General features: G+C 47.6%; 16 protein-coding genes. 5 read left to right on the top strand and 11 right to left on the bottom strand.

Features of this window, described 5'->3' with window-relative positions:
* Nucleotides 1–52: 52 nt before the first annotated feature.
* From ABD744_RS19575 to ABD744_RS19605, 7 genes are all read right to left on the bottom strand, one after another.
* Nucleotides 53–364, bottom strand: coding sequence for a hypothetical protein (locus tag ABD744_RS19575; protein ID WP_344800280.1), 312 nt, complete (start codon nt 362–364; stop codon nt 53–55).
* A 1-nt stretch (nt 365) separates the two neighbouring features.
* Nucleotides 366–605 carry an addiction module protein gene (locus ABD744_RS19580; protein ID WP_344800281.1) on the bottom strand — a complete coding sequence of 80 codons (240 nt, stop codon included), beginning with the start codon at nt 603–605 and terminating at the stop codon, nt 366–368.
* 158 nt (nt 606–763) lie between these two features.
* On the bottom strand, nt 764–2,398 hold the full coding sequence (locus ABD744_RS19585) for a PqiB family protein (RefSeq protein ID WP_344800282.1): 1,635 nt from the start codon (nt 2,396–2,398) through the stop codon (nt 764–766).
* Nucleotides 2,395–3,033 (bottom strand): paraquat-inducible protein A, encoded by a 639-nt coding sequence (locus ABD744_RS19590; protein WP_344800283.1) that lies wholly within the window; start codon nt 3,031–3,033, stop codon nt 2,395–2,397. The genes ABD744_RS19585 and ABD744_RS19590 overlap by 4 nt, the downstream gene beginning before the upstream one ends.
* The gene (locus tag ABD744_RS19595; RefSeq protein WP_344800285.1) at nt 3,030–3,662 is read right to left on the bottom strand and encodes a paraquat-inducible protein A; all 633 of its coding nucleotides are present in this window, start codon (nt 3,660–3,662) and stop codon (nt 3,030–3,032) included. The genes ABD744_RS19590 and ABD744_RS19595 overlap by 4 nt, the downstream gene beginning before the upstream one ends.
* Before the next feature lie 198 nt (nt 3,663–3,860).
* Nucleotides 3,861–4,388: a DUF4136 domain-containing protein gene (locus ABD744_RS19600; RefSeq protein WP_344800286.1), complete on the bottom strand. Its 528-nt coding sequence runs from the start codon at nt 4,386–4,388 to the stop codon at nt 3,861–3,863.
* 126 nt (nt 4,389–4,514) lie between these two features.
* The gene (locus tag ABD744_RS19605; protein WP_344800287.1) at nt 4,515–5,426 is read right to left on the bottom strand and encodes a LysR family transcriptional regulator; all 912 of its coding nucleotides are present in this window, start codon (nt 5,424–5,426) and stop codon (nt 4,515–4,517) included.
* A gap of 178 nt (nt 5,427–5,604) precedes the next feature.
* Between ABD744_RS19605 and ABD744_RS19610 the strand changes: the two genes are divergently transcribed.
* Nucleotides 5,605–6,213, top strand: coding sequence for an FMN-dependent NADH-azoreductase (locus ABD744_RS19610; protein ID WP_344800288.1), 609 nt, complete (start codon nt 5,605–5,607; stop codon nt 6,211–6,213).
* A gap of 34 nt (nt 6,214–6,247) precedes the next feature.
* Nucleotides 6,248–7,078 (top strand): pirin family protein, encoded by an 831-nt coding sequence (locus ABD744_RS19615; RefSeq protein WP_344800289.1) that lies wholly within the window; start codon nt 6,248–6,250, stop codon nt 7,076–7,078.
* Between the two features lie 23 nt (nt 7,079–7,101).
* On the opposite strand, the gene ABD744_RS19620 is transcribed toward ABD744_RS19615, so the two are convergent.
* Nucleotides 7,102–8,301 (bottom strand): GGDEF domain-containing protein, encoded by a 1,200-nt coding sequence (locus ABD744_RS19620; RefSeq protein WP_344800290.1) that lies wholly within the window; start codon nt 8,299–8,301, stop codon nt 7,102–7,104.
* Between the two features lie 168 nt (nt 8,302–8,469).
* Nucleotides 8,470–8,832 carry a hypothetical protein gene (locus ABD744_RS19625; protein WP_344800291.1) on the bottom strand — a complete coding sequence of 121 codons (363 nt, stop codon included), beginning with the start codon at nt 8,830–8,832 and terminating at the stop codon, nt 8,470–8,472.
* 139 nt (nt 8,833–8,971) lie between these two features.
* On the opposite strand from ABD744_RS19625, the gene ABD744_RS19630 reads away from it, so the two are divergent.
* Nucleotides 8,972–9,712, top strand: coding sequence for a DnaJ domain-containing protein (locus ABD744_RS19630; protein ID WP_344800292.1), 741 nt, complete (start codon nt 8,972–8,974; stop codon nt 9,710–9,712).
* A gap of 549 nt (nt 9,713–10,261) precedes the next feature.
* On the opposite strand, the gene ABD744_RS19635 is transcribed toward ABD744_RS19630, so the two are convergent.
* Both ABD744_RS19635 and ABD744_RS19640 read right to left on the bottom strand, forming a co-directional pair.
* The gene (locus tag ABD744_RS19635; protein ID WP_344800293.1) at nt 10,262–11,920 is read right to left on the bottom strand and encodes an isovaleryl-CoA dehydrogenase; all 1,659 of its coding nucleotides are present in this window, start codon (nt 11,918–11,920) and stop codon (nt 10,262–10,264) included.
* A gap of 30 nt (nt 11,921–11,950) precedes the next feature.
* Nucleotides 11,951–12,571, bottom strand: coding sequence for a TetR/AcrR family transcriptional regulator (locus ABD744_RS19640; RefSeq protein WP_344800294.1), 621 nt, complete (start codon nt 12,569–12,571; stop codon nt 11,951–11,953).
* 112 nt (nt 12,572–12,683) lie between these two features.
* Between ABD744_RS19640 and ABD744_RS19645 the strand changes: the two genes are divergently transcribed.
* Together ABD744_RS19645 and ABD744_RS19650 are read left to right on the top strand one after the other, a co-directional pair.
* A complete protein-coding gene (locus ABD744_RS19645) occupies nt 12,684–13,676 on the top strand; it encodes a YheT family hydrolase (RefSeq protein WP_344800295.1) in 993 nt (330 codons plus the stop codon).
* An 87-nt stretch (nt 13,677–13,763) separates the two neighbouring features.
* Nucleotides 13,764–14,189, top strand: a complete 426-nt coding sequence (locus tag ABD744_RS19650; protein WP_344800296.1) for a CBS domain-containing protein — start codon at nt 13,764–13,766, stop codon at nt 14,187–14,189.
* The last annotated feature ends 22 nt before the right edge of the window (nt 14,190–14,211 follow it).

Consider the following 14,211-nt stretch of genomic DNA (forward strand, 5'->3'; position numbering starts at 1 on the left):
GCTTTGCTAGCCCTCGAATTGAAGGCAAAACTCATTTGTGGGGGGATTATTTCTAGGGGGTAATACGTTTTTTCCAATACCCAGGCTTTCTGGATTGGTGAGCGATGGCAATAATAATCGTTTTTTGAGAGCGTTCTAAAACAACTATGTCAAAGGGGAATCGTTTGAGGGGTAAGCGTTTAATATCAATGCGATTAGTTTTGTAAGGTATGGGGCTTAATGGAATAGCTTTACTTTCAATAATATCAAAGGCGGCTTCTATGGCGTTGTAGAAATCATAACCTAACCCTTTACATTCTTTTTCGTACCATGCGGCCGCTTCAGATGCTTCTTCGAGTGCCTTATCTAAAATTTCTATAGGCAAACTATTGTCCCTTCAGTTTTGATTCCATACATCTTCGAAATGTTTTGCGGTCTACTAGTTTCGCATTTCCGGCGTCTACGTGGGCTGCGCGTTTTGCAATTTCAAGCTCCCATTCACCTGTAACGTCGTTGTCGTTTGGAGCATCTAAGCTTTCAATTAAATCATGAGCCAGCTCTGCTCGCTCAGATTCAGGTAATGTCATTATTTGTGATCTCAATTGATCAAGAGCGGCGGTAGACATAAAGCCTCCTAAAGGAATACGATCTAGGTCATTCTAATCTTAATAAATACCCCTAACAAGCCGCATTACAGGACACATTTAAAGGCCTTTTTTGTTCTAAAAAGGCGGTCGGGTGTTGTTAGAGGCAAATGTTGAGAGAGCAAGGATGAGTTTCTTACTCATTTCCCCAGCTGAATATTCGGTGCCCAAGCCTTCCAGTCATCTTCCGACTCATCATATAGTTTGAATTGAGTCCCTGCTTCCACGGCATCGCCCATGTCTTCGTTGTTGGGGGTGGCGAATGCAATGCCGCCTTCCAGTAAGGATTCGAGCGATTCCGTCTCGATTTTAGCGCCTTGGAACAGGCTGAAATCCAGGCCGATGCCACTGGCATTCCAGAATTTGGTGTTTTGTCGTATCAGCGGTGCATATTTAGGGGCGATGGTGGCGTAGATCAACATCTGTTGGGCGTTGTCGGCCAGTTCTGCGCCATCCACTTCGCCGACCGGGAAGTTGCGGTAATAGATTTTAACGCCCGCTTTGATGGAGCCTAGTTGCGGTGTGGTTAAGGTGATTTTCAGCCCTTTGTGTTTCGTCTGAATGGTCGGCGGCTTTTCTTGGCCTTTAAAACTGTAGGCGGGTTTACCGGTTCCGGGTTTAATCGTGATGTAATAGCCAGACAGTAAGGTGCCGATATTTTTGGTGGAGGCTAAACCGATTTCGGGTTTGACGATCCAGAATTTACTGCCTTCTTTGGCGAGGCCGGATGCACTTTCCACCAGTTGGGCAGTGACAATTACGCCGTTGGCATTCGGGTTCAATTCCACCGACTCAACTTCACCAATATTAATGCCTTGATATTGAATTAAGGTTTTAGGTTTCAGCCCTTCGCCGCTGTTAAAGGTAATCTGGATGCGCTTGCTTTTGGTGAGTGCGTCTTTCTTTTGTGGATAAAGATCGAACTCATGATGATTGGATACCGAGTCATAGTTGCCGGGTAATACGGCGGTATCAAACGAAATTCCGCCAATCATCAAAGAAGTCAGCGATTCCAGCTGAACGTCGAGGTTGTTTAAGCTGCCTTCAACTTTGATGCCGCTGGCGTTCCAGAACCGAGAGTGAGTGTTGACCAGGTGCTTGTATTTTTCCTGGATGAACACATTAATCATCAGGTCATCGTCGGAAGCTAACGTGGACTTCTCGACATGGCCCACCAGTATTTTTTTATAATAGACGGGGGCATCCGTTGGAATACTGCCCACTTGGCTGGACTTCAGCTTTAAGTGCAACCCTCCTAAGTATTCTGGTTTGGGCGGGGCTTCTTTTAGTGCGTCATATTCAAATTGCCTGGGAGGTAATTTGGATATTTCGGACTTTGCCAGCTTGCTGGTTTCCGGGCCAAACTGGAAGGTGATGTAGCGGCCGGAAACGATGGTGTCCAGGCCTGTGATTTGAGTGATGGAGACTTCGGGCTTGACCAGCCAAAACTTAGTGTCGGGCTGCAGAATCGCTGCTGCGCGTTGGTCAAGTTCGATGATGGCGTCGATGCCTGCCAGGTTTTCGGATAAGTCCATTGATTTCACTTCGCCGATTTTCATGCCGTAAAACCGTACTTCGGTTTTGTTGGGCACGATGTCGACGTTGTCTTCGACGTCGAAGTGTAAAACGAACTCAACTCCGGCTTCGGTAATGCTTTTGTAGAGTAACCAGCTGCCAACGGCTAAGGCAATGGCGGGGAGTAACCAGATGAACCAGTTGGCGCCGCCGGATTTAACCACCGGCTTGGCGATGGGGGCATTAGATTGTGCATTCATGGTTGAGTGTCCTTATCCAGTAAATCCCATATCAGTCGTTGATCAAACGTGTGTGCTGCAAACATAGTAACCACCACCAAAGCGCCAAATGAGGTGGCACCGGGGCCGGTCAGTATTCGGGCCACTGACTCCATGTTGACTAACGTGACCAAGATTGAAATCATAAATAAATCGAGCATCGACCAGCGGCCAATGAAGTGTATAAAGCGGTACATGAGGGTGGCGTATTTTTGGTTGATCGACCATTGGTTTTGAATGGCGATTAACAGAAACGCCATGCCGACCAATTTAAACAACGGCACTAAAATACTGGCAACAAAGACAAGGGCGGCGATGGGCAGCATGTCGGCCTGAATCAACTGAATCACGCCCGAGAGTATCGTTGCTGGTTCGCCAGAGCCAAAAGTGACTACGGTCATGACGGGATAAATATTGGCCGGAATAAACAGAATGGCTGCAGTGATGAGCAGTGCCCAGGTTTTGTGGATGCTTTGCGGAATCCGAAGGGAAACGTGGCTTTCGCAACGTACACATTGGGCGTGGACATGGTGGCCGCCAGCGTTGTCTTCGGGAAGGGACTGCACCTGTCCGCAGTGGTGACAGCGGGCAAGGTTGTGTGTTTTGCCTCGGCTCATGATTTACTTTGCTCCAGTTGTTCAAATGCGTATTGGGCATCGAAACACGATGCGGCGAGCAACGCAGAGAGCAACATACCGATGAAGCAGAACAGCCCTAAATCGATCAGGATGGTGCCCATGCTGACCATTTTGATGTAGGCCACTAAAATGCCTAACATGTAGACTTCCAGCATGCCCCATTCCGTTAGGCTTTGGTAACTCAACAACATTTTGGCGGTCATTTTAGAGGTTTTATTCAATTTAATTTGTAAGGCGATGATCAACAACAGGCTTAATTCGAAAAGGGGGACCAGCACGCTGCACATCAGTACTAAAAAGGCCATCCAGTAATAGCCTTCGTTAAATAATTGTTCCACGCCGTTAAGCATGGTGTTGGTGGCTTCAAAGCCGAGCATTTCAAAGGACATGATCGGTAAAAAATTGGCGGGGATGTAAAATAATAATCCGGCCAGAGTGAAGGCAATGACCTTGTTGAAGCTGTTGTTCGGGTGCCTGTAAACCTGGGCATTACAGCGTGAGCAATAGGCGGTCTCGTTTGGTGATAACTCCGCTTTGTCCATTAACAGGTCGCAATCCGGACAGAGTAACAGCTTGGAAGGTTGTGCATTTTCTGTTTTTTTGCCCATGCAGAGTGTTTGATTCATAGTGAATGAATGAGTGACTTTATCAAATGTTGCATCGTGAAACAGTAATCATTGGCTGTTCTTTGATGAATTTTGGTGGATGCGTTGTCATTTGATGGACAGAGGAATCAGAACAGAGCCGGCCTTTGCCCGCTCTGTTTTGCTCGCTCTGTTGTTCCAGTGACTGCTGTTAATGACTGCTCAATAGGCGGCCGTTTTTCCGGGGAAGGGTTCCAACAGAATATCAATGGCTTTATGAATCCGCTTGGTCTGACCTTCTTCCGAAGGCGCCGTGCGGGATTCCTTACTGATCAGGTTTTTCCAGAAGGTGGTGTCTTTTTGGTCTTTCAAATGGATGGCTAACGCACCGGTTAACACATCTTCCATTCGGTATTCTGTGAATGTACCTGCTGCGCTCGGGATTTGACGCGTTGCCATTTGTTTTTCTTCGGTTCGGCGTGCGTAAAACTCCACTTCAAAGTCGCTTTTTTCGCAGCTTGCCTGTTGGTAGCCTTTGGCCGTCAGTGCGTTATTTAAACCGTCGGTGATGATTTGTTCCACGTCTGTAGCGCTGCCAACGAACTGCTTTGGCGTGATGCAAAAGGTATTCAGTTGTTGGTAAGGGTAGTTGCTGTCGGCTTCTAGGTTCGGGTGGCTGTAAGGCTGGTTTGCACACCCGGAAAGCGCACCACACAACAGGGCTAAAGACATCGCAGTTTTGATTTTCATACTTTATCTCGTTTGTTTTATTGTTATAGCGTATTTTTTACGCTGCTATGGCCCTGATTTCAATAGAGTGATGAGAATTCTGTGCACTTGACCGCCATTGATCGTAGGTTTTCATGCGTGCGGATGTTACTCGCTGAGGGTACTTTTCTCTGAACAGTCGCCTTCGGTACATACTCTCGTTAGGATTTCTGCCAGCTTGCGTGTGCCTGGTCCTGCCTGATCCGGGTCTTTGAACACCAGATAACTTTGTACGTAACGGGTGCCGCCGTCCTTCAGTGGAATCGGCTTAAGCAGACCTTGTTCAATCTGATTGCGAATTCGGGTAATGGGCAGCCAGGCAAACCCCAGCCCTTGGCAGACTTGTTCAATGGCGATGCCCATGTGGTTCACCGACCAGCGTTGTTCTGCACCAAGCCAGCCCGAGTCGGTGCGAACTTTACCGGAGTCCATCGTTACGATCTGGCGCTCTCGTTTGAGGTCTTGAAGCAGGATGTCTTTACCTGAACGAATCAGGGGATGATCCGGATGGGCGACCGGTTGAAACTCCACATTCAATAAAGGTTCTCCGAGGAAGCCTTGAGGCACCCGACCTGTGATGGCGATGTCTGCGGTGCCTTCAATTAAGGCTTCACCTGTGCCGGAAAGCACCGTTTCGCGGAATTCAATTCGGGTGTCCGGGGTTAATTCGGCTAATTGATTAAGTGCTTCAGTGACAATGCAGGTGGGGAAGATGGCGTCCATTACGATGTTGATCTGTGCTTCCCAGCCTTGGGATAAACTGGTTGCAACCCGTTCCAGCTCGTCCGCTTCCCTGAGCAGAGTTTTGGAACGCCTCAGTAATACCTCCCCTTCGTTGGTCAAAACCGCTTTTCTGCCTTTGATGGCGAGGACTTTGACGCCAATCTGATCCTGGAGCTTTTGAATGCCATAAGTGATGGTGGATTGGCTCTTAAACAGTTTATCTGCTGCCTGAGCGTAGCCTCCTTCTTCAATAACAGCATGAAACATTTTCCATTGATCGAGAGTCACTTTTGGCATGTCAGTTCCTTGATACGTTGAGGCGAGGGTGTGAATTTCTTAGGTATTATATATCTAGGTGGTCGATTGTTCATATCAATATTATCTTCTTTTATATCAGTCTAGGCGATATAAACTGTTTCCTCAAAGCAGTCGCTTAAAAACGCATTATTTACTTACGAACGAACAGGACAAAATTATGACGAAAGTATTGGTAATCAAGAGCTCTATGTTTTCAGGTCACGGTGAATCTTCAAAACTGGTTGAGCAAAGCATTGCGGCATTGAAGCAGCAGTTCGGAGACATGGAGTTAATTGAACGCGATTTGGCAACGTCACCCATTGGCCATCTGGACGGTGACGCAGTAGGCGCTTTTATGGCAGAAGATCCTGCGTCTTTGTCGGAGCAGCAGCAAGCAGCACTGGCATTGTCGAATGAGTTGATTGCGGAACTTAAATCTGTGGATTATTTGGTGTTGGGCGTACCTATGTACAACTTCGGCATTCCTTCGACTTTAAAAGCCTGGATTGATTATGTGGCGCGTGCCGGTCTGACTTTCAGCTACACCGAGAACGGGCCACAAGGGCTGGTTGAGAATGTGAAGAAAGTCATCGTGACTGCGGCACGAGGCGGGGTTTATCAAGGCACGCCAAAAGACACACAAACAAATTACCTGAAGGACGTTCTGGGCTTCCTGGGCATTAACAATGTTGAGTTTGTGTACGCAGAAGCTTTGAACATGGGTGAGAAAGATGCCGCAATTCATCAGGCGCATCAGAAAATCGAACAAATCGTAGCTGCACTTTAAGTCCCCGTGACTGGCTAAATTGAGGAGGTAAATCATGAACAGCGTAGAACTGATTCAATCCCGACCGGCGTCGGACGGTGCCGGTGTTAAAATTAACCGGATTTCAAGAATGTCTGATGCTGCCATGATGGACCCCTTCTTGATGGTGGATGAAATACACTCCGAAGATGCGGACGATTACATCGAAGGGTTTCCTTCCCACCCTCATCGGGGGTTTGAAACCATTACCGTCATGCTGGCGGGTAAAATGCGCCACCGAGATCATTTGGGCAATAATGGTGTGATTGAAGCCGGCGGTGGCCAGTGGATGACCACAGGCAGGGGCGTGATTCACTCAGAAATTCCTGAACAGGACGAAGGCTTGTTGCACGGCTTCCAGGTTTGGCTGAATTTACCAGCGGAAGAAAAAATGCAGCGGGCCTCTTATCAGGATTTGGCCGCTGAAAGCTGGGTAGAAGCAAACATTGATGGCGTACAGGTGCGTGGCATTGGTGGTGTGTTAAGCGTCAATGAGGAGCCTTTTACGGCGCCGGTGATCCGCCCGAAAACTCAGGCCTCGGTATACACCTTAAAAGCGAAACAGGCCGTTCAGGTGCAGGTTGCTCACCCGGAGAATCAAAAATTTCTGTTGTACGTTTACGAGGGCGAAGCGCAAATTAACCAGCGGGCAGCGAAGCGTGGCCAGATGTTGTTGGTTGAGGGATTATCCGACTTTGATTTGAAATTGGGTAAAAACGCCGGGGTGCTATTGCTTTCCGGTAAACCATTGAATGAGCCTGTGGTTCAGTATGGGCCGTTTGTGATGAACACCATGGATCAGGTTAATCAGGCGGTGATTGATTATCGCAATGATGAGTTGGTCTGAAGACCGGAATTGATGATCTTCGGTTAGCCTAATTCTTCCGTCATGTTGGCTTGGTGAACCCGGTTACGACCACTCTTTTTGGCTTGATAAAGCGCAAAATCCGCCTGTTTCTGAAGAGAGGACGGATGGTCGCTTTCTTCCGGAATGGTGGTCGAGACACCAATGCTGACAGACACCACGCCGCCGTCCGGGTGGGGAATGTTCATGGATTCTACCTTCTTACGAATCTGTTCGGCCATATCGAACGCACGTTCGTTTTCCATGGAAGGGCAAATGATAATAAATTCTTCTCCGCCGTAGCGCGCCACAAAATCCTGAGTTCGTCGAACTGAGTTTTTCAGGGTGGTTGCCACATCAGTAATGACCTGATCCCCTTCATGGTGACCGGCTTTGTCATTAAAGTTTTTGAAACGGTCGATATCAATCATCATGACCGACAGTGACGTTTTTAACTGCATTGCCGACTGCCATTCAAGGGCATAACGTTGATCCAAGAAACGTCGGTTGTACAAACCGGACAAGCCATCGGTGTTGGAAATGTGCTGAAATTTTCGTTTATCCAATGTCAGGCGTTCTTTTTCAACGTTTAACAGTAGGCTTTGAAGAAAGTCTTTGCGGACATCGTGATTATGCTGATAGTTACTGACCAAACCTAAAAAGGCGACACCACTGAAAACCAACAGGTTATTCAGAAAGATATCGGAAGGTGATGCCTGGGTTGCGCCAATGGCCAAGCCGTAGGTGGTGAGCATCAGGCAGGTGGTGAGAAATGCATAACGGAAAGGTAATCTGGCTAAGGTACAGCAAAGCATGATGACCAGTAGCGTGCCACTTTGATAGTAATGTTGACCCTGTAAGGCTGCCCAATAACCCAAAAGCGAGATGGAGGCGTTTACGGCGCAAAAGATGGAGCAGGTGACAAGGTATTGCCAATGACTTTCCCGACCCCATTTAATGACAAAGAGTGCAAAGATACTTGGGATTGCAATGGATACCCGGAGAATAATGCTCTCTTCGAACAACTCCGGAATCATGAACCGGTCGCCAAAGATGAATCCGAAGTACAATAAAACCCCTACGGTTAATGCCGGAATCGCTTTTTGGAAAAATTGGCCGAAATAGTGCCGCTCGAAAGCACGCTCAAGCTGGATGTCATCGAATTTGAGTTGCCTAAAGCCTTTAACCAGCGCTTCTGAGGCTGCTTTTTCTAGGTTCGGAATCACAATGTTTAATTATTCGTTATTCTTATTGGATGCGGTTTGTTGTTTAGACGCGACATCGTTAGGTTATCCTGTCGTATTTTATTGGTTGATGCAATCGACTTTTCGTCTTTTTCTAATGAAATTGGCTGAACTGTGACTCAGTAGAGAACAGCTGCAAGCGTCACTGATTTATGTTTTTAGCCCGGTCGTTTGATTCAGCCAATGGTGTGCGTTTACCTGGGATGAAAATATCTTTATTTGGCTGTTCATTTGTTTCAGCAGGTCAAACACCATTCGAGTGTGTCGGGAACCGCTAACAACGCCGATGTAAATGTTGTCGGGCAGGCTCATTAAGTATTGCATGGCACAAAAACGGATTGAATATTGTGGGTGCGGGTAGAAAATAATGGCGAAATTCCGTTTAGGTGGTTGTCCGAATTTTTGCTCGAACGCAACTAAAGTGGCTTCTGTCAGTTCGGACCCCGGGTGTGGCACTACAACGGCAAAATCTTGGTGGCAGGTAATGGTATGATTAGCCAGTGCTGTAAACATTAATTATCCATTCTTTAAGGTTTGGTTTTGGCAGTATACGGTTTTTGGGATGTCGGGTTTACTGGGATTTTGTAAACTGTTTGAAACAATATGTTGTTGGATTGATTGTAAATCTTTATCTGTAACGGGTTAAAAGTGTATGGCTAAGTTATTAATGCTGTTTGCCGGTGGTTTTATCGTATGGTATTCGGTGCGTTGGTATAAGCAGCAAGACCCTGCGGTTGCCAGAAAGTCGTTGTTAACTTACGTGTTGTGGGGTGGCGTGGCTGTTTTGATTTTGATGGCTTTGACAGGGCGCACCCACTGGATTACCGCTGCGGTGGGGGCTTTGATTCCTGTGTTGAAATCTGGCTTCCCTTATTTACGACGATTGATCCCGTTTGCCTGGCAGTGGCAGAAAGGACGGGCAGAGCAGCAAGGCCGGTTGAAAGGTGAGTGGTTGCAGTTGTCGGTGAATCCACTGCAGGGGCGAGTGGACGGTGTGGTTTTAAAAGGAGAGCTGGAAAACAAAAAGCTCTCCGAGCTGGTTGAATCAGAATTAAAGTCTTTGCTGGCTTCGTGTCTGCAATCCGATACCAAGTCAACGCAGTTGTTGGCGGTCTTTTTACAGCAAACTTATGGCGAACAATGGCAATCAGCGTTCTCGGATGTGTTGAACAATCATCGTGAGCAACGGTTTGATGCGCCACATTCGCCGGGTGAGATGTCGATCAAAGAAGCCAGTGAAATTTTGGGTGTGACTGAAACGGCCAGTAAGCAGGAAATCAACCAAGCTTATAAATCCTTGATGCAAAAGGTGCATCCCGATCGGGGAGGCAGTGATTACCTAACGCGGCTGGTCGCTCAGGCAAAAGAAGTCATGTTGTCGAAAAAAGCGTGAGGCGGGGTTGTGTGTCGGGGACAGCAGCACTAATAAGCAGGCAAAAAAAAAGGCCCGGAAACCCGAACCTAAATAACAAAAGCTAGCACTTAAGGAAGCATTAACCCCGTTGACGCTGATGACGTAATCGTCAAAAAAGCAGCAACGCAGTTAATCTATGAATGAGTATATGAAGCTTATCGAGTTTGGTCTGTAGGTAATTTTGGAAAGGATCGTTCCAAATATAATGGCCGATTTTGACCTGACTTTGGGGAACTTTTTTAATGCGGTTTTTGCCGATGGTTTTCTTTCAGGCATAAAAAAACCATCAATATAAATTGATGGTTAAAACAAAAATGAAAGATCCAAAACGCTCTCAAACGCTCACAATTTGTGAAAGGATGTGACCATTGTCACACTTGTTCATAAAATAGTCTGTTGTCTTTGTGTTATTCAAAATTGTGATATGGATCACGTTTGGTAACTTCTTTGGCTTGTTCGCCAAAAAACCATCAGGGGATGGTTTTAATGGCGTTCATAAATTGACTGATAGTTTCAGCATACGCAGTTTTATAAGGCAGCTCGCTGAATGTATTGCGCCAGATTAAAGCCTTTGGGAATGGCGCCAAACATTTGTGCATTGTTATCTCTCAATCGCGTAGCACAAAACATGTCTGAAACCGTTTCGTTACCCGCTTGGATGAGCACGCTGCCCTGAAATAAAAGCGCCAGGTTTTCTACAAGCCAACGGCCTTGCTGTTCAAAGTCGTCGACGGATTTAAGGGCTTGGCTGATGCAGGAAAGACGTTTGTCATAATCCGGGTTGCGGCCTTCAGCGGCGTGGAGTTCTGCCGAAAGGGCCTCAAGCGACTTGGGTGTTTTGGTTATGGCTCTTAATACGTCCAGGCATTGCACATTTCCGCTGCCTTCCCAAATGGCGTTGATGGGGGCTTCCCGGTAGAGTCTGGGCATGATGCAGTCTTCCATTACGGCGGAGCCGCCAATGCATTCCATCGCCTCGTAGGCGTGTGGCGGGGTGCGCTTGCAAATCCAGTATTTACCAATGGCGGTGCCTAAACGCATGATCATGGCTTCGTGTTCATCGTTGGCCATGTGGTCAAGGGCTTTGGCCATTCTGAAGGAAAGAGACATGGCGGCTTCACTTTCCAGTGCTAAATCCGCCAACACGTTTTGCATTAAGGGTTGTTGAATAAGCGGCTTGCCAAATACGCTGCGATGTTGGCAATGGTGAATGACTTGGCTGACAGCCTGACGCATACCAGCAGATGAGCCGACCATGCAATCAAAACGGGTCAGAGCCACCATTTCCAAAATGTTTGCCACGCCTCTGCCTTCATCGCCAATCAGCCAGGCTAAGGCTCCTCTGAATTCCACCTCGCTGGATGCATTTGAAACATTGCCCATTTTGTCTTTGAGTTGCTGAATGTGCATGGCATTTTTTGAACCATCCGGCCGCCAACGAGGGAGTAAGAAGCAAGATAAACCGCCCGGCGCTTGCGCTAGCACCAAGAAGGCATCGCACATAGGCGCGGAGAGAAACCATTTATGGCCGATCAGTTCATACAGCTCCCCGGCGCCCGGTTGGCCCACAGGGTGGGCTCGGGTGGTATTGGCGCGGACGTCTGAGCCGCCTTGCTTTTCGGTCATGCCCATACCAATGGTGACACCAGCTTTTTCAAAGTAAGGTTTGTTTTCACTGTCGTATTGTGTGCTGTGTACGAGAGGCAGCCACTCTTTGGCAACGTTTGCTTGTTTTAACAAGGTGGGAGTGCAGGCGAATGTCATGGTAATCGGGCAGCCGTGACCTGCCTCCACTTGCGACTGCATGTACGTTTTGGCGGCTCTGGCGACGTGTGCGCCGGTTCCGGGGTTGGTCCAGGGGCTGGCGTGCAAACCGTGCTGAATGGCCTGATTCATCAGTTGGTGATAAGACGGATGAAAATTTGCCTGATCAACCCGGTGGCCAAAGCGGTCATGGGTTTTAAACGTTGGCTTAAACTGGTTGGCTAAGTGGCCCCATTCTATGTTTTCTGAGCTGCCGGTCAGCGCTCCAAAATCGGACAACGCTTGATGTGCCCAGTGTCCACCCTCTCGCTTGATGGCTTCCTGAAGGGCCGTGTCCTGAGTAAACAGGTTGTTATTCTCTAAAGGATGAAGCTGATTCGTGACCTGGTGTGTTTGAGACAGATCGTGGGTGTTGTTTGTCATAATTGGGCCGTGTGTGGTTTGTGATTATTGTTATATCGCTGTGTGCTGGGTGGCCAGCGCTCTCAGACAAAAGCTGACAATGTCTTTGATCAGCTGTTGGCTTTCAATGGGGTTACAATTCTCAGGCGAAAGCGGCCCGATTAAAGCCTCGGATATGGCTCCAACAATGGCCGTGGCACTGATCATCGGGGATTGTGGGTGAAATTCTTCGCACTCGATGCCTTCTTGAATCAGTTGAGCAAATTGTTCGGCGTAGGCTTGTCGAAACTGAAGGCGCGTTTCGTCGAGCATACTGTCTACGGGTTCTGCTATCAGTGCGTAGGCCAACCGGCGGCCCTTGATCGCTCGTTGTGCAAACTCGGTCAGGGTGGTCACCATTCGCTCTGTGGGCGTGCCCGGCGGTTGACAGGTTTTAGTGACTTTGGCTAATTCGATGTTGGTGGCTGTTCGGAAAATGTCTTCGCAAAGCGCGCCTTTTGAAGAGAAGTATCGATACATGGTGCCGGTGGCGACTTGTGCTCTTTGAGCTACTTTACTTATGGTCAGGTTGCTGAATCCGCCTTCCAGGACAAGCTTTAAGCCGGAGGCCAGAAGCCGTTCGCGGCATTGGGACTTTTTAGATTCGGTCAGAGGCGTTGCACGATAAACCATACTATGAACCTATATTCATTTTTTATAAAGTGAATCACTATTCACTTTTTGGGTCAAGTTAGAATTGCAGTTCTGGTTCGTGTTGGTTCTAATACCTGACAGGAGGATACCTATGCCAAATATAGTCAGTGATTATCGGGCCCCGTTATTTTTAAGGAATGGCCATTTAAATACGATTTACCCATCGTTGTTCAGAAAACTGAAACCAACGATGTGCTATCGCGAGCAAATCGATACTCAGGATAACGATTTCCTCTTTTTAGATTGGTATACCCTCGATGACCTTTCGCATTCAGATCTCAGTGAGCCTAAGCGTTTGGTGATTATTTCTCATGGCCTGGAAGGGCACAGTGAAAGACCGTATGTCCTGGGCATGGCGAATCATTTAAATAAACTGGGTTGGGATGCTTTAGCCTGGAATTTTCGTACTTGTGGACCTGTGATGAACCGTCAAAAACGGTTTTATCACAGCGGTGCTACCGATGATTTGGCACGGGTGATTCAACATGCCAGTGAACGGGGCTATCAGCAAATTGCTCTCGTTGGCTTTAGCATGGGAGGCAATTTGTCTTTGCTGCATGCTGGCCGTGAGTCAGCCTCACTGAATAAAGCGGTGATTGGCGTGGTTGGGATATCCGTACCCTGCGATCTGGAAGGCTGTGCAAACCAATTGGCCAAACCTCAGAATTCGATTTATATGAAACGCTTTCTGAGAGACCTTCATCATAAAATGGCGGCTAAACAGCAGGCGTTTCCAGACGACATTTGCATCGATAATTACCAGGATATTCGTAATTTCAAGCAGTTTGATGATCTGTATACCGCACCGCTGCATGGCTTTAAAGACGCAACGGATTACTGGACGCAATCCAGTTGTTTGCAGTATTTACCCGATATTTGTTTGCCGACGTTATTGATCAACGCCCAAGATGACCCATTCTTATCAGAGTCAGCCTACCCTTATCATGAGGCGGATGCGTCATCCATGTTGTATTTGGAAACGCCAGCGAACGGTGGTCATGTAGGGTTTGTTTCATTTAACAACGATGGCAGCTACTGGATTGAACAACGCGTTGGTGGCTTCCTCAAGGATATACTGAAATAAGGTGTGCGGCGCGCCAGATGAATTATTGACTATACTATTAAGTTTTTAGGCTCGAAAATGTTTCAGACGCGAAAGCAAGGAGTGAGCATGAAGGTTTCTGATTTAATGACATCTAACGTAGAAACGATAGGTATGGACACCATTTTGTCCGACGTTTGGAAAATTTTTAAGCAGCACCGGTTTCATCATTTGCCGGTTGTGGATGAAAATCAAAAATTAATCGGAATGATTTCTGATCGGGACGTACTCTTTAATATTTCGCCAAGGGTGGAATCGGGCAATGCAACGGTGGCTGAAATCGAAGTGCTCCGTAAGCCTGCCCATCAGTTCATGAGCAGAGGGCCGCTGACGGTTTACCCGAATACCAGTGCCACCCGCGCTTTGCGTAACATCATTGAAAACGGCGTATCTTGCTTACCGGTGGTGGACGATGAAAGTAATTTATTAGGCATTCTGACTTGGCGGGATGTGATTAAATTTGTTCTGGAGCGAGCAGAGCAAGCCGAGGGCTGAAGTTCGCAGAAGCGTTCAAACT

The sequence above is a fragment of the Litoribacillus peritrichatus genome (assembly GCF_039537985.1).
Taxonomy (GTDB): Bacteria; Pseudomonadota; Gammaproteobacteria; order Pseudomonadales; family Litoribrevibacteraceae; genus Litoribacillus; species Litoribacillus peritrichatus.

Coding starts and splice junctions, on each gene's coding strand:
- ABD744_RS19580 (WP_344800281.1), bottom strand. CDS start 605: ATGTCTACCGCCGCTCTTGATCAATTGAGATCACAAATAATGACATTA.
- ABD744_RS19585 (WP_344800282.1), bottom strand. CDS start 2,398: ATGAATGCACAATCTAATGCCCCCATCGCCAAGCCGGTGGTTAAATCC.
- ABD744_RS19590 (WP_344800283.1), bottom strand. CDS start 3,033: ATGAGCCGAGGCAAAACACACAACCTTGCCCGCTGTCACCACTGCGGA.
- ABD744_RS19595 (WP_344800285.1), bottom strand. CDS start 3,662: ATGGGCAAAAAAACAGAAAATGCACAACCTTCCAAGCTGTTACTCTGT.
- ABD744_RS19600 (WP_344800286.1), bottom strand. CDS start 4,388: ATGAAAATCAAAACTGCGATGTCTTTAGCCCTGTTGTGTGGTGCGCTT.
- ABD744_RS19605 (WP_344800287.1), bottom strand. CDS start 5,426: ATGCCAAAAGTGACTCTCGATCAATGGAAAATGTTTCATGCTGTTATT.
- ABD744_RS19610 (WP_344800288.1), top strand. CDS start 5,605: ATGACGAAAGTATTGGTAATCAAGAGCTCTATGTTTTCAGGTCACGGT.
- ABD744_RS19615 (WP_344800289.1), top strand. CDS start 6,248: ATGAACAGCGTAGAACTGATTCAATCCCGACCGGCGTCGGACGGTGCC.
- ABD744_RS19625 (WP_344800291.1), bottom strand. CDS start 8,832: ATGTTTACAGCACTGGCTAATCATACCATTACCTGCCACCAAGATTTT.
- ABD744_RS19630 (WP_344800292.1), top strand. CDS start 8,972: ATGGCTAAGTTATTAATGCTGTTTGCCGGTGGTTTTATCGTATGGTAT.
- ABD744_RS19635 (WP_344800293.1), bottom strand. CDS start 11,920: ATGACAAACAACACCCACGATCTGTCTCAAACACACCAGGTCACGAAT.
- ABD744_RS19640 (WP_344800294.1), bottom strand. CDS start 12,571: ATGGTTTATCGTGCAACGCCTCTGACCGAATCTAAAAAGTCCCAATGC.
- ABD744_RS19645 (WP_344800295.1), top strand. CDS start 12,684: ATGCCAAATATAGTCAGTGATTATCGGGCCCCGTTATTTTTAAGGAAT.
- ABD744_RS19650 (WP_344800296.1), top strand. CDS start 13,764: ATGAAGGTTTCTGATTTAATGACATCTAACGTAGAAACGATAGGTATG.